Origin of the sequence: Sphingomonas sp. CFBP 13706 (assembly GCF_014842355.1) — a bacterium.
GTDB classification, from domain to species: Bacteria; Pseudomonadota; Alphaproteobacteria; order Sphingomonadales; family Sphingomonadaceae; genus Sphingomonas; species Sphingomonas aerolata.
In genome coordinates this window covers 84604-99173 of the sequence record NZ_JACYVM010000009.1, presented here as the reverse complement: position 1 = coordinate 99173, position 14570 = coordinate 84604, and the positions used below count along the sequence as shown (strand labels likewise).

The 14570-nt window shown below is 65.8% G+C and carries 15 protein-coding genes and 1 tRNA gene; 2 read left to right on the top strand and 14 right to left on the bottom strand.

Going from position 1 to position 14570, the window contains the following annotated elements; all coding sequences use genetic code 11:
- The 4 genes from IFS44_RS15790 to IFS44_RS15775 form a co-directional block, all read right to left on the bottom strand.
- Complete coding sequence (locus IFS44_RS15790; RefSeq protein ID WP_192099158.1) at nt 1-582, bottom strand: DUF2059 domain-containing protein; 582 nt, start codon at nt 580-582, stop codon at nt 1-3.
- The gene (locus IFS44_RS15785; RefSeq protein ID WP_192099157.1) at nt 579-2021 is read right to left on the bottom strand and encodes an NAD(P)-dependent oxidoreductase; all 1443 of its coding nucleotides are present in this window, start codon (nt 2019-2021) and stop codon (nt 579-581) included. The genes IFS44_RS15790 and IFS44_RS15785 overlap by 4 nt, the downstream gene beginning before the upstream one ends.
- A gap of 152 nt (nt 2022-2173) precedes the next feature.
- Nucleotides 2174-2983, bottom strand: a complete 810-nt coding sequence (locus IFS44_RS15780; RefSeq protein ID WP_192099156.1) for an undecaprenyl-diphosphate phosphatase — start codon at nt 2981-2983, stop codon at nt 2174-2176.
- 72 nt (nt 2984-3055) lie between these two features.
- On the bottom strand, nt 3056-4033 hold the full coding sequence (locus IFS44_RS15775; RefSeq protein WP_192069256.1) for a complex I NDUFA9 subunit family protein: 978 nt from the start codon (nt 4031-4033) through the stop codon (nt 3056-3058).
- A gap of 102 nt (nt 4034-4135) precedes the next feature.
- Between IFS44_RS15775 and IFS44_RS15770 the strand changes: the two genes are divergently transcribed.
- Both IFS44_RS15770 and IFS44_RS15765 read left to right on the top strand, forming a co-directional pair.
- Nucleotides 4136-4222, top strand: a tRNA-Leu gene (locus tag IFS44_RS15770).
- A 585-nt stretch (nt 4223-4807) separates the two neighbouring features.
- Nucleotides 4808-5299, top strand: coding sequence for a MucR family transcriptional regulator (locus tag IFS44_RS15765; protein ID WP_031394198.1), 492 nt, complete (start codon nt 4808-4810; stop codon nt 5297-5299).
- Nucleotides 5300-5436: 137 nt separating this feature from the next.
- Here the strand turns inward: IFS44_RS15765 and IFS44_RS15760 are convergent, their stop codons facing one another.
- The 10 genes from IFS44_RS15760 to IFS44_RS15715 form a co-directional block, all read right to left on the bottom strand.
- Entirely contained in the window at nt 5437-6339 is a 903-nt protein-coding gene (locus IFS44_RS15760) for a flagellar motor protein MotB (protein WP_031441540.1), read from the bottom strand.
- 1 nt (nt 6340) lies between these two features.
- Nucleotides 6341-7204, bottom strand: a complete 864-nt coding sequence (gene motA / locus IFS44_RS15755; protein ID WP_031394196.1) for a flagellar motor stator protein MotA — start codon at nt 7202-7204, stop codon at nt 6341-6343.
- Between the two features lie 111 nt (nt 7205-7315).
- Complete coding sequence (locus IFS44_RS15750; protein ID WP_192099155.1) at nt 7316-8209, bottom strand: flagellin N-terminal helical domain-containing protein; 894 nt, start codon at nt 8207-8209, stop codon at nt 7316-7318.
- 5 nt (nt 8210-8214) lie between these two features.
- The gene (gene flgK, locus IFS44_RS15745) at nt 8215-9564 is read right to left on the bottom strand and encodes a flagellar hook-associated protein FlgK (RefSeq protein ID WP_192099154.1); all 1350 of its coding nucleotides are present in this window, start codon (nt 9562-9564) and stop codon (nt 8215-8217) included.
- Nucleotides 9561-9890 (bottom strand): rod-binding protein, encoded by a 330-nt coding sequence (locus IFS44_RS15740; protein WP_031440261.1) that lies wholly within the window; start codon nt 9888-9890, stop codon nt 9561-9563. Before IFS44_RS15740 ends, flgK begins: the two co-directional genes overlap by 4 nt.
- The gene (locus tag IFS44_RS15735; protein ID WP_192099153.1) at nt 9887-10978 is read right to left on the bottom strand and encodes a flagellar basal body P-ring protein FlgI; all 1092 of its coding nucleotides are present in this window, start codon (nt 10976-10978) and stop codon (nt 9887-9889) included. Before IFS44_RS15735 ends, IFS44_RS15740 begins: the two co-directional genes overlap by 4 nt.
- A 10-nt stretch (nt 10979-10988) precedes the next feature.
- Nucleotides 10989-11684, bottom strand: a complete 696-nt coding sequence (locus IFS44_RS15730) for a flagellar basal body L-ring protein FlgH (protein WP_192099152.1) — start codon at nt 11682-11684, stop codon at nt 10989-10991.
- A 14-nt stretch (nt 11685-11698) separates the two neighbouring features.
- A complete protein-coding gene (gene flgG, locus IFS44_RS15725; protein ID WP_031394684.1) occupies nt 11699-12487 on the bottom strand; it encodes a flagellar basal-body rod protein FlgG in 789 nt (262 codons plus the stop codon).
- 14 nt (nt 12488-12501) lie between these two features.
- Nucleotides 12502-13254 (bottom strand): flagellar basal body rod protein FlgF, encoded by a 753-nt coding sequence (locus tag IFS44_RS15720; protein ID WP_031394683.1) that lies wholly within the window; start codon nt 13252-13254, stop codon nt 12502-12504.
- A gap of 26 nt (nt 13255-13280) precedes the next feature.
- Nucleotides 13281-14552 (bottom strand): flagellar hook protein FlgE, encoded by a 1272-nt coding sequence (locus IFS44_RS15715; RefSeq protein WP_192099151.1) that lies wholly within the window; start codon nt 14550-14552, stop codon nt 13281-13283.
- Nucleotides 14553-14570 lie beyond the last annotated feature (18 nt).

The following is a 14570-nucleotide window of genomic DNA, read 5'->3' as shown; positions in this document are numbered from 1 at the left end:
TCACTTCTTCTTTTGCTCGGGCGTGGCAACGTGCTTGGCGAATTCGGCGACATCTGCCTGCATGTGGCGCATCGAGGATTCCATCATCGACCGCTGCCACGTGGCGACGTCAGGATCGGCCATGATCGTCAGCGACTGCTGCATGTACAGGCGTCCGCTCGGCGTCGCGAAGAACGCCTTGATGTCGCGACACTGGGCAACGTCGAAGCGGCGCGCATAGGCACGCGCCATCGCATCGAACATGCCCGGCATGCCGTCGCGCATCAACGTCAGCGTGCGAGTCTGCTGCTGGTTCATGAAGGCGGCAAACTGCGCCTGCATCTGCGGATTTTTAGCCATTGCGCTGCTGAACATCGGGCTCTGCGCCATGCCCTGCTGGAGATTGCCCAACATCGGCGCGATCATGCCCTCGATCATCCGCGCGCGCGATTCGGGAGGCATCAAGACGTCGATCAATTCGCGCGCTGCTGCAAGTCGGGCCGGATCAGGGGCCGCGGCGGCAACAGGCGCTGCCTGCGCATGCGCCGCCGACGGGACTACCGCACCCGCCAGCAACACCGCCCCAAGAAACCCGAGCCTCATGCCGCGACCTTCGCGTTCGCAGCCTTGGTCTTGAGATATTTGTGCATCGTCGCCGCCACGTCACGCCCGTCGCGGATCGCCCACACGACCAGGCTTGCGCCGCGGACGATGTCGCCCGCCGCGAACACGCCGTCGAGGCTGGTCATCAGCGTCTTGCCGTCGACCAGCACGGTACCCCAGCGGCTTACCCCCAGTTCGGGCGTCGCGAACAAGGTGGGCAGGTCCTCGGCATCGAAGCCCAGCGCCTTGATGACGAGGTCGGCATCGACCGAATAGTCACCGGCAGGATCGGGTTCGGGCGTGCGGCGACCGCTCGCATCGGCCGCGCCCAGACGCATCTTGCGCACCCTGACGCTCGACACGCTCTCGTCACCGTCGAAGCCCTGCGGGCCCGACAACCAGACGAACTCGACGCCCTCCTCCTCGGCATTGGCGACTTCGCGCTGCGACCCGGGCATGTTCGCGCGGTCGCGGCGATAGAGGCACTTCACCGACTTGGCGCCCTGGCGGATCGCGGTGCGGACGCAGTCCATCGCGGTATCGCCGCCGCCGATCACGACGACGTCCTTGCCCTCGGCATTGAGGCTGCCGTCGTCGAAGGCGGGGACCGCATCACCGAAACCCTTGCGGTTCGACGCGACGAGGAAGTCGAGCGCGGCGACCACGCCATTGGAGCCACCACCGGGGAGGTCCATCGCGCGTGCCTTGTACACGCCGGTCGCGATCAGGATCGCGTCATGGCGCTGGCGCAGTTCGTCGAGGCTGGCGTCGTCACCGACCGCAAAACCTTCATGAAACACGATCCCCGCGGTCTTCAGTCGCTCGACCCGACGCATGACGATCGGCTTTTCGAGCTTGAACCCGGGAATGCCATAAGTAAGCAGACCGCCCGCGCGGTCGTAACGATCATAGACGTGCACGTCATAGCCGTGACCGCGCAGATATTCGGCGGCGCTCAGCCCGGCAGGCCCTGCCCCGATCACGCCGACTGACTGGCCGCGCGACTTGCCGGGGACCAGCGGCTCGACCCAGCCATTCTCCCAAGCGGTGTCGGTGATGAACTTCTCGACCGAGCCGATCGTGACCGCGCCGTGGCCCGTGAACTCGATAACGCAATTGCCCTCGCACAGCCGATCCTGCGGACAGATGCGACCGCAGATCTCGGGCATGGTCGACGTCGCATTGCTCAGCTCATACGCCTCGCGAAGCCGGCCCTCGGCGGTCAGGCGCAGCCAGTCGGGGATATGGTTGTGGAGCGGACAATGGACCGAGCAATAGGGCACGCCGCATTGCGAACAGCGCCCCGCCTGTTCCTCGGCGGGTTCGACCGCATAGCGCGCAGCGATCTCGCGGAAATCGTCCGCGCGTTCCGCCGCATTACGCTTGTCGGGATAGGATTGCTCCCGCCCGACGAATTTGAGCATCGAATCGTTCGCCATGAATGCCTCCGACAATCGCGTTATTGCGTCGTCGGAGGTTTGTCACGGTAAAATCACTCATTAAGTCAGCTATACTGACCCATAAATTACGCAAATTCTTGCAGGTCGGAGGATATATTCACAAATCTCACCGAATATATCCCGACTCGGACCTATTTCGACAGGAGCCATACGAGCGCGGCGGAGCCCGCGGCGATGCGATACCATGCAAACGGCACAAACCCGTGCTTTGTGACGATCCCGACGAACCATTTGACCACCAGCAACGCGACGACGAACGAAACGAGCGCGCCGATCGCGATCGACAGCAGGCCGACACCCTCGCCGCTGGTCAGCGCCGCATGGTTCTTCATCAGTTCGAGCCCGCTCGCCCCCAGCATCGTGGGGATGGCGAGGAAGAAGCTGAACTCGGCGGCGGTGCGCCGCTCGACGCCGAGTGCCAGCGCCCCGAGGATTGTTGCGCCCGAGCGGCTGACGCCAGGAATCATCGCGAGGCACTGGAGCAGGCCGATCCCGACGACGGTGCGCAGCGGGATGTCCGCGACACCGCTGATGTCGCTGCGCGGAGCGAACCGCTCGACCGCCAGAATGGCGAAGCCGCCAATGACCAGCGCGATCGCGACCACCTCGGCATTGCCGAGCAGCGCCTCGATATAATGGTGCAGCGCCAGGCCGATCACCGCGGCAGGGATGAAGGCGACCACCAGATTGCGCAGGAACAGCCAGGATTTCGGCTCGCCGCGAATGAGGCCCATGCCCACCGCCCAGAAGGTCCGCCAGTACAGGACCACGATCGCAAGGATCGCGCCGAGCTGGATGACGACGTTGAACACCTCCCAGCGCCCCGCATCATAGCCGAGCAGCCGCGTCGCGAGGATGAGATGGCCTGTCGACGAGACCGGCAGGAATTCGGTGATCCCCTCGACGATGCCGAGAAGGATGACGGTAAGAAGTTCAGACACGCAAAAGCTCCCGCAGCGCGGTGAATCAGGACTGGTCGATCAGTGTCGATGGCGGCTGGACCCGCATCGGGATCAGACCACGTGGGTCGCCGAATGCGTGTCCGCCTGGGCGTCGGCCCGAGTTGCGGCACGGCGACCGAACCGCCCCGCCTTGCGGAAACGGACGAGCCACCCCGGCGCGACCGTCGACATCGGCGTCGCCTCGATCCCCATCGCCTTCAGCCCGTCGACCCCGGTGACGATATTGTCGCTCTGCAGCATCCGCCACTGATCCTGGGTGATCGGCGCGCCTGGAAGGAACCCGGCCTTGGCGATCAGTGCCCCGGCAAAATCGGGCAATTCGACGATCGACGGTTCGCGGCCGATCGCGGCGGCGATCCAGCGGATCAGGTTGCCCATGGTGATGACGTCGGGCCCGCCGATCTCCAGCGTCTTGCCGCCGAACGTCTCGGGAGCCGCAGCCGCGGCGACGATCGCGTCCGCGACATTGCCGACGAACACGGGCTGGAACTTGGCCCCTGCGCGCAGCACAGGCACGACCGGCGCCTTGGCGATCATCCCGGCGAAGCGGTTCACGAACTGATCCTCCTGCCCGAAGATGATCGACGGCCGCAGGATCGTCGCGTTGGGGAAGGCCGCGCGGACCGCCGCCTCGCCCTCGCCCTTCGACTTGCCATAGGCCGAGTCCGATGCGGCGTCCGCACCGATCGCCGAGACATGGACCAGCGCGCCGACCCCCGCCTTGGCGGCGGCCTCCGCCACGGTCCGCGCGCCGAGCGCCTGGACGCCGTGGAAATCACCCGCCAGCACCCCGACCAGGTTCACGACGATGTCCGCACCCTGCACCGCCTGCGCGATCGTCGCGGGCTTGGTCACGTCGGCGCCGACGAATTGCGTCTGTCCGAGCCCGCCAAGTGGCTTGAGAAAAAACGCCTGCCGCGGATCGCGCTGTGCGATCCGGACCCGCGCACCCGACGCCAGCAGCGCCTGCGCGACATAGCGGCCGACGAAACCTCCGCCCCCGATCAGCGTCACCAGTCTGTCGTTCATCGCCCGTCCGTCCAATTCTTTATGCCTGTCCGCCCTTTGCCCCAGCAAGAGGGTTGTTGACAAGCATCGCAACCCTCCACTAGAGGCGCCCTCCTACCCCGTGCCCGGATGGCGGAATTGGTAGACGCACCAGCTTCAGGTGCTGGCGATCGCAAGGTCGTGGAGGTTCGAGTCCTCTTCCGGGCACCATTCTCGCCAAGCGGGTGAGACGACGGTCAGCGCCTTAGGCGGACCGTCGGGCGGCCGATCGGCAATGCCCCAAGCAATCAGATCTTAGCTCACACATTACCGACCACCTCGGCAACCGAAGCCCGGTCCGCCCCCGTCAGATCAGCGTTCCAGCGCTAGGCCTGCTGCCCAGGTTCGATGCACTGCGGCACACGCGTCCGGCTTCAGCCGGCCGACCTCAGCCACACGCCGCCCCAGACTTCGGAAGGACTGTCAAAGACAGTGACGGGTTCGGGTCAACCGTCCTTCCTCCGCAGTAGCATTCACGTCCATGGTATCGGTCCCATATTCATTCCACGGATCAATCAGGCCTGATCTGCATCATAGTTAATGAAGATATCGGACATTATCCCCTATAGTAAGTGTCTGCCCGGACCACTTCGCGATCTTCCTGGAGACTGCATCCAAGCCGGGGAAATTGCGTCTTGATACCGTGCGGCACGGCTTTTGGAAGAAAATGCATAGCAAATGGCATAATAGGTTCAAATCGGATGTTGATTACAGGGCGCTATAGGCGTAGGCGTCGATCAAAGACTGGAGCATATCATGTCCGAAGACATTATTGAGCTGAACGCTGTTGAATTGGCGACCGAACTGACGATCGCGTGGCTGACAAACCCCAATACGCGCACGTCCGCCGAAGAGGTTCCGTCGTTCCTCGGCAAGATGCACGACACCGTGTCTGCATTGCTGGGCACGTCGACGGAGGAGCCCGTGGTCGAGCCCGTCGCCGAATACACCCCGGCAGTCTCGGTCCGGAAATCGCTGGCATCGAAAGATCACATCATCTCGATGATCGACGGCAAGCCATACAAGACACTGCGCCGCCACCTGGCGACGCACGGCATGACGCCGATCGAATATCGCGAACGCTACGGGCTGAAGCCGGACTATCCAATGGTCGCCGAGACCTATTCGGAAAGCCGCCGTGCCATGGCCAAGAAGATCGGTCTCGGTCGCAAGCCCGGCGCCCGCAAGACCGAAGCCCCGGCTGCCGCGCCGCAGCGCAAGCGCAAGGTCGAGGCTGTCGCCGAATAAGCGACGCGGGTCGACCGATCTGAGCGGCTACAGGGGTCGGTGGTTCGCCACCGGCCCCTTTTCGCATTAGGCAGGGCGCACGCGCCGTTGCCGCCCCTCACCACCCCGGCGGACACCGGCCGGGTCGTCGCGCCGGGCTAGCTGCCGAAACGACCCCGACGGTAGAGCAAGGTGATCGCGACGCGCCGGTTGCGCGGATCACTCGGGTTCTTGACGATCAGCGGCTCGCGGTCCGCGACACCCTCGATCCGTTCGAAGCGCGCCTCGGGCGTGCCGCCGGCGAGCAGCCGCCGTCGTGTCGCCTCGGCGCGGCCCGACGAGAGCATCCAGTTGTTCATCGCGCGCGGATCGCCATAGGGCACGCTGTCGGTGTGCCCGCGGATCATGATCGGGTTGGCCGAGCCGGCGATCGATCCCGCGATCATCCCGATCAGATCGCCTGCCCTGGCGTCGAGCGCCGTCGTGCCCAGCGCGAACATCGAATAATCGGCATCGTCGATCAGGTCGATGCGCATCCCGTCCTGCGTCGGCACGAAGCGGATGTGGCTCGCGAGACGCGACAGGTTCTTCGACTGTTCGATCTGGCGGAGCACCTTGCGGCGCATCGCGTCGAAATTGCGGCGATCCTCCGCATTCAGCGCGTCGAGCCCCTTCTTGTTGCCCTTGGGCCCGGTGCCGGTGTCCGCGCCGCCCGCGCCCGCATTCGGAATGGCGATCTGCGGCAAGCTGGTCTGCCCCGCTTGCGGACCGATCTTGTTCTTCGACAGGATCGATTCGCCACCGAGCAGCGCACCGCCGCCGATCCCCAGCGTGTGCGTGTCGATCAGCGTCGGCGCGAAATAGTCGGCAATGCCCTTGCGCTGTTTCTCGGTCGTCGCGCCGAGGATCCACAGCAGCAGGAAAAACGCCATCATCGCGGTCACGAAATCGGCATAGGCGACCTTCCAGGCACCGCCATGATGGCCGCCATGGCCCTCGATATAGACCTTCTTGACGATGATCTTGGGCGGCTGGTTCGCTCCGTGCGGCGCGCGTGCCATCCTACTTCCCGCGCAGCCCGTCAAAGACTTCGGCGAAGCCCGGCTGGTTGCGGTGCGCGATCCCCGAACGCGCCGCCTCGATCACCAGCGGCTGCGGATGGCCGTGGAGCGAGGCGATGATGATCTGCTTCACCACGCCGTAGATCGAGGCATCGGCATCGAGCACCTGCTTCAGCCGGTTCGCCAGCGGCGCGACCATGCCATAGGCCAGCAGCACGCCCATGAACGTGCCGACCAGTGCCGATCCGATCATCGAGCCGAGCACCGACGGCGGCTTGTCGATCGATCCCATCGTCTTCACCACGCCGAGCACCGCCGCGACGATACCGAGCGCAGGCAGCGCGTCGGCGAGGCTGGTCAGCGTGCCGTGCGCGCTTTCCTCCTCGTGATGATGCGTCTTGATCGACTGGTCCATCACCTCCTCGACCGCATGCACGTCGAGCGTACCGCTCGACACCACGACAAGGCGCAGCGTGTCGGCGATCAGGTTGATCAGCGCATGGTCCTTCAGCAGCTTGGGGTATTCGGCGAAGACCGCGGAGGAATTGGGATCCTCGACATGCGGCTCGAGCGCGATCGGCCCGTCGACGCGCAACATCTTCATCAGCTTGCTGACGAGGAAGATGACGTCGAGATAATCCTGCTTCTTGTATTTCGGGCCCTTGAAGACCTTCATCAGCCCGCCGCCGAGGCCTTTGAGCTCCTTGCCCGAATTGCCGATGATCAGCGCGCCGGCGGCCGCACCGCCGATGATGAGCATCTCATGCGGGATCGCCTCGAGCACGGGGCCGAGCGCCCCGCCGGTAAACGCGAAGCCGCCGAACACCATGACGAGCAGGACGACGATGCCGATAATCGGAAACATGGTGTTGGAAATTCCCCCAAAGCCCGGAATGCCGGCCCTGTCACCGGAGGATTAACCGGATTTCGTAGCCATCCGGTTACCGGACCCGCCCGATCCGTTCTATAAATGCGCTCAGCGAAGATAATCGAACAGCGACAGCGCGCTGAGCTTCGAGAAGCTCGCCTGAGTCGCCGACAGGATCGTCATCGTCTTCTGCAATTCGGTGATCGTCGTCGTGATGTCGGTGCCCTCGATCGACTGGCGGGTATCCTCGCGGTCGACCGCGACGTCCTTCAGCCGGGCGGTTTCCAGATCGACCCGCGACGCGCGCGCGCCGAGCGACGCCTGGATCGACGACACCTGTTCCGACGCCGCCGACAGATCGTCGAGTGCGGTATCGAGCGCGGCGGGATCATAGCTTTCGGCCTGGAGCGCGGTCGCGATCGCGCTCAATACCGCCAGCGTGTCCTTGCCGTCGGCGCGCAGCACGCGCGACGCCGATTCGTTCGCCTGGACGCTCGCGCCGTCGCCGACCGGGATCGGCGAGACACTGGTCGTCGCCAGCGCATAGCTGCCATCGGCCTGCTTCACCGCCGCGGGCCCGCCGTCCGCGCCGCCGAAGATCGGCTGGCCGCGCAGGTCCTTGACGTTCGCGAGACTCGCGATTGTATCGACGATGCCCGCGATTTCGACGCCGATCGCCTTGCGCGCATCGCCGCTCTGCGTGCCGTTGCGCGCCTGCACCGTGAGTTCGGACACGCGCTGCAACTGCGCGGTGATCGCACTGAGCGTGGTGTCCGACTGTTTCAGCACCGATGCGGCGGTCGTCAGGTTCGCGGCATAGGCCTTGTCGTCGACGGCATCGCGCGCGAGCCCCGCCAGCCGCTGATAGGCGGCGCTGTCGGACGAGGGCGCGGTGAATTTGATGCCGGACGAGATCTGCGTCTGCAAAGCGTCCGCCTGCTTCGACAGCGCATTCATCGCCTTCGCCGAGCGGTCGTAGAACAGGCTGGTCGCGATCTGCATAAGGCCTACCGGATCTCGAGGATGGTCTGGAGGATGTCGCGCGCGGTCTGGATGACGCGGCTCGACGCCTGATAGGCCTGCTGGAAGCGGAGCAGGTCGACCGCCTCGCTGTCGAGGTCGACACCGCTGCCCGAATCGCGTGCGGTCACCGCGCCGTCGCGGATCGCGCCCTGCGCATCGCCGACCAGCTTGCGCTGCTCGAGCGACGCCGCGTTGCTCGTGATCATGTTGGTCAGCCGCTGTTCGCTGCCCGTCGTCGGGTCGCGCGTCGCGAGCAGCGCGGCCAGGTTCGACGCATCGCGCGCGCCGCCGGTCGCGCCCGCCGCGGCGATGCCGCGCGGGTCGGTCAGTGCAACGGCGATGCTTGTCGGCGTGTCGCCGGTCTTGAACAGCGGCACACCCGGATTGCCGTCGAGATCGCGCCCCTGCGCCTGGATGGCGTTGACCTGCGTGGTGAAGTCGGTCGCGATGCCGTTCAGCGTGTCGCGCGCCGCGATGATCTTCTGCGCGCCCTCGGCATAGCCGGCCAGCGCGCCACCCGACGGCGTCACCGCCGATGTCGTGCCCGTCCGCTGCACGACGAACCCGACCGCGCCCTCGTCATTCTTCAGATAGCTGACATTGCCCGCATCAGGGCCCGCCACGAATACCGGGCCGCTCGCGCCGCCCAGCCGCACCGTCGCACGGCCGAGATCGTCGAACTCCGTACTGATATCGGTGATCGTGCTCATCTGCTCGAGCAACTGGTCGCGCTGGTCGCCGAGCTGCGCGGCGTTGGTCGACCCCTTCTGGCTGCGTGCGATGCCGTCATTGACCTTGGCGAGCGCGGTGCCGAACGAATTGAGCGTCTGCGTCGCCTGGCGCGTCGCGGTGTCGAGATCGGCCGCCGCGGTGTCGAGCGCCTTGCCCGTCGCGGTGAACGCCGCGGCCGCGCTGGTCGCGGATTCGAGCATCACCGACCGCGCCGGGACCGAGGTCGGGTCCGCCGACAAGGTCTGCGCGGCGGAAAAGAAGCTGGTTAGTCGATCGCCGAGCTTGTTGTCGGTCAGCGACGTCTCGACCCGCCCGAGCCAGGCCGCCGCGGTCTCCGTCCTGGCAAGATCCGACCCGGCGTTGCGGACCGCGAGCGAACGGAACGTGTCGGCCGAGCGCGAGATGCCGGTGACCGTGACACCGTTGCTGCCCGTCGCGACGCTCGCGTTGATGCCACTGCCGATCGAGGTCACCTGGCCGAGATTCGTCGTCCGCCGGGTATAACCCGCGGTGCCGGTGTTCGCGATGTTCTCGGACACGGTGTTCAGCGCGGTCTGGTACGCCCGCACGCCCGACGCGCCGATCGACAGGAGGTCGCTCATGGCGACGGCTCTGCCGCGCCGGGGTTAAGATCGGATTGCGATTTGGCGAGGAAATCGGTCATCGCCTTGCCGATGCCGAGCGGCGTGTGCTCGGCCATCGTCTGCGCGACGCGCGCGTCCTGCATCTCGGTAAAGGTGTCGAGCGCCTTGGATTCGAACAGCGAATCGCTCAATTTCGCCTGGCGCATGCTCTTCAGCATCATGCCGGTGAAGACCGCCTCGAACTTCTTGCCCGCCTTGTCGAGATTGTCGTTCGACTTGAGCCGGCTCGTGTCGGTCGAGATGCCGCCGGCATCGATCGGGCCGGGGGCTGCGATCGGGCTCACAGGACGATCAACTCGGCCTTGAGCGCGCCGGCTTCCTTCAGCGCCTCGAGGATCGCGACCAGATCGGCGGGCGACGCGCCGATCGCGTTCACCGCCTTGACGATGTCGGCAAGCCTGGGGCCGGGGTTCAGCAGGAACATCGGGCGACGTTCCTCCTCGACCGCGACCGCGCTGTTCGGCGTGACGACGGTCTGGCCCTGGCTGAACGGCGCGGGCTGGCTCACCTGTGGCTTCTCGTCGATCCGCACCGTCAGCTTCCCATGCGTCACCGCGGCAGGCCCCACGCGCACCGCGGAGTTTATAACGACCGTACCGGTGCGCGCATTTACGATTACTTTTGCCGAGGGCTCGGCGGAGACGACGTCGAGATTCTCGATCGTCGACATCAACGTCGCACGAACGTCCGCACCGACCGGCGCGCGGACCGCGACCGAAACCGCGTCGATCGCCTGTGCGCTGCCGAAGCCGAGCTTCGAATTGATCGCGCCCGCGACGTTCTGCGCGGTGGTGAAATCGGCGCGCGCAAGGTTGAAGGTCAGCATCGGCGCGCTGTCGAACCCGGTCGCGACCGCGCGCTCGACCGTTGCGCCCTCGGGGATGCGCCCGGTTGAGGGGATGTTGACGACGATCTTCGACCCGTCCGCGCCCTCCGCGCCGAGCCCGCCGACCGCGAGATTGCCCTGCGCCATCGCATAGATCTGGTTATCCGCGCCGAGCAGGGGCGTCATGATCAGGCTGCCGCCGCGCAAGCTCTTGGCCTTGCCCATCGACGCGACGGTGATGTCGAGCCGCTGGCCGGGCTTGGCGAAGGGCGGCAGTTCGGCGGTGATCATCACCACCGCGGCGTTCTTCATCCCTGGATTGGCGTTGGGCGGCAGCTGCAGCCCGAAGCGCGACGCGACGGCTTTCAGCGACTGGACGGTATATTCCAGATTGTCGTCGCCCGTGCCGGGCAGCCCGACGACGATGCCGTAGCCGGTCAGCTGGTTCGACCGGATCCCCTGGAACCCGCCCAGATCCTTGATCCGGTCGGCAGACGCCGGTGCTGCAATCAGGAGCGAGGCAAGGAGGGCGAGCAGGAAGCGCATGGTCACGGCCTCAGAAAGGGCTGACAACGGAGAAGAAGCGGCTGAGCCACCCCTGGCGGCCGGCACGGGCGACATCGCCCTTGCCGGTGTACGAGATCTGCGCATCGGCGACCCGCGTCGACAGCACGCGGTTGTCGCGGTCAACATCGGCGGTGCGCACCAGCCCCTTGATCTTGAGGAACTCGTCGCCGCGGTTGAGCGTCACGCGCTTCTGCCCCTGCACCAGCATCGTGCCGTTGGGATAGACTTCGGCGACCGTCACGCTGACTTCGCCCGACAGCGAGTTCGCCTGGTCGGCGGCGCCCGCGCCGCTGAAGTTGCGCCCGCCGCTGATCGTCGCATCGGCGCGGTTGAACAGGTTCAGAGCGCCCGTCGTCGGCGGGGTGATGCTCGCCGAGCCGCTGCTGTCGAGCTTCGAGCCCGAGGATTTCGACGCGGCGGTGCGCTCGACCAGCACGATCGTCAGTGGGTCGCCGACCTTGCGCGCCCGCCAGCCCTCGTACAGCGCGGCATAGCCGTCCTGCGCCTGGAAGATCGATCCGGTCGCGGGCGACGCCACCGGCACGGGCAGCGGCCGTGCGACGGTGAAGTCCTCGGGCGGCGCCTTCTTGCCGAACAGCCTGGCCTGCGCCGACAGCGGCGCGAGCGTGCCGGCGACAATCGCGAGGAGCGCGATCGGCGCGCGCGTGGGGATCGGAAATGCCATGATGCGCCCTGCGATCAGATGTTCTGGTTGACGTATTTCAGCATGTCGTCGGTCGCCGAGATCATCTTCGAATTGACCTCATACGCACGCTGAGTCTCGATCATGTCGACCAGCTCCTCGACGACGTTGACGTTCGACGCCTCGAGCATCCCCTGCCGCACGCGACCGCGGCCATCCTGCCCGGCAACGCCCAGATTGGCGGCGCCCGACGCGGCGGTCTCGACCAGGTAATTGTCGCCGGTTGCCTGGAGCCCGGCACCATTGGCGAAGCTTGCGACCTGGATCTGGCCGATCTGCTGCGCTTCCGACTGGCCGGGGATCGTCGCCGAGACGGTACCGTCCTGGCCGATCGTGATGTTGGTCGTCCCCTCGGGCACGGTGATGCCGGGCATCACCTGATAACCCTCGCTGGTCACCATCAGCCCTTCGGGGCTGCGCGAGAAATTGCCCGCGCGGGTGTAGCCGAGCGTGCCGCCGGGCATCTGCACCTGGAAATAGCCGTCGCCGTCGAGCGCGAGGTCGAGGCTGTTGCCCGTCGTCTGCATCGACCCCTGCGTATCGATCCGCGCCGTGCCCTGGATCCGGACGCCGGTGCCGAGGTTGAGCCCGGTCGCGTATTTGGTCTCCGACGTCGACTGCGCGCCCGGCGCGGTCACGACCTGGTACGCCAGCGTCTCGAACGCGGCGCGATCCTTCTTGAACCCCGTCGTGTTGACGTTGGCGAGGTTGTTCGAAATGACCCGCATGCGCGTATCCTGGGCGTCGAGCCCGGTACGCGCGATATGCATGGCGGAACTGCTCATGGCCTAATCCTTCCTTAGCTCGGCAGGCGCATCAGTGATGCACCGCTTTCATCCATGTCCTTGGCGGACTTCAGCATGTTGGCCTGGACCTCGTAGCTGCGCTGATTCTCGATCATGTCGACCAGCGCCTGCGTCATGTTGACGTTCGATCCCTCGATCGCCCCGCCCTGCACCTTCGCATCGAGATCCTCGGGCAGCACGCCGCCACCGCGCACACGCAGCAGATTGTCGAGCCCCTTGACCGTGTCCGACCCCTTGGTGTCGGCCAGCTTCAGCTTGTCGATCACCTGCGGCGCATTCGCATCGCCACCCTGCGGCACGATCGAGATCGTCCCGTCGCCGGCGATCGACAGCGTGTCATAGGGCGGGATCGTGATCGGCCCGCCCGATCCCATCACCGGAAAACCGTCGCCGGTCTGGAGCACGCCCGACGGCGCGATCTCGAGGTCGCCGCGCCGCGTATAGGCTTCGGAGCCGTCCGAGGCCTGCACCGCAAGCCATGCGGTCGCGCCGGTGACCGCGACGTCGAGTGGCCGGCCCGTGGTCTGGATCGCCCCCGGCGCGCGGTCGGCGTCGGTCACTTCCTCCGACGTCGGCGCACGCGCCTCGAACTGCTGGCCGCCACCCTTCAGGTCGATCCGGTCGAACACCACGCGGTCGGCGCGAAATCCGGTGGTCGACGCGTTCGCCATGTTGTTGGCGATCGCCGACTGCGCCGCCATGTGCGCGCGCAGTCCCGTCGCCGCGGTGTAGACCAGCTTGTCCATTCAGGGTTCTCCGTCCGCGCCCTGGATCAGCTGCGGATGTTGAAGATGGTCTGCGAGATCTGGCTCGCGGTATCCAAGGCCTTCGAGTTCGCCTGGAAATTGCGCTGTGCCGCGATCAGCGAGACGAGCTCTTCGGTGATGTCGACGTTCGACCGCTCGATCGTCCCCGACATCAGCTTGCCGAAGCCGTTGACGTCCGCGATGCCGAGCTTGGCCTCGCCCGAGATGCCCGTCGCCGACCAGTAGCTGCTGCCGAGCTGGCGCAGACCCTCGGGGTTCGAGAAGTTGGCGAGCATCACCTGACCGAGCGCCTGGGTGTCGCCGTTCGAGAAGCTCGCCTTGACGATGCCGGACTCGTCGATCGTCACGCCCTGGATCTGGCCGACCGCCTTGCCGTCCTGCGCGCGCGCGGCGACGTTGAACGCCGATGCCAATTGCGTGGTGTCGAGCCCGAAGGTGAAGCCGAACTGCTGCGTCGTGCTGCTGCCTGCAGTGGTGAACGGGTCGAACGCGACCGCAGTGGTCGGCGCGGTCAGCTTGCCGGTAGTGTCGAAGTCCAGCTCGACGCTTGCCGCACCGTTGGTGGTCATCGGCTTGTCGCCGACATAGCTGAACACTTCCCAGCTGCTCGTATTGCCGTTGGCGGCATCGGGCGTCGTCGTGCGCTTGAAGTAATTGGTCAGCGTCTGCGCATTGCCGCTCGCATCATAGATCGTCGTCTGCGCCGACTGGTTGTAGCTGGTCGGGTCGAACCGGTCGAACGTCGTCGTCGCCGGGATCGCCGCATTGGCGCTGAGGTTCAGCGACATCGATACGTTCGCGGTCGGAACCGCCTTGCCGCTGGTCGCGGGAAGCTGAAGACTGACCGCGGAATCGAGCCCCGATGCGACGACCTTGCCCGACCCGTCGACCGGATAGACCTGCAAATGGCTGCCGTTCGAATCGACCACATAGCGATCGGCATCGACCAGGAAGCCGCCATTGCGCGTGTAGTTGACGTTGAGCGACGTCGTGCTCGGCTTCACCACGAAGAAGCCGTCGCCCGACACGGCGAGATCGAGCGCGTTGGCCGACTGGATGAGGTTGCCCTGGCTGAACTGCTGCCGATTGCCCTGCACCACGGTGCCCGAGCCGATCTGCTGCGCGGGGTTCAGCGACACGCTAGACGCGATCACGTCGGCGAATTCGGTGCGGCTCTTCTTGAACCCGTTGGTCGAGACGTTCGCGAGGTTGTGCGAGATCGTCGACATTTCGGTCTGCGAGGCCTGGAGGCCGGAAAGCGAGGTATAGAAGGACATCGGGTTACTCCTGGAATT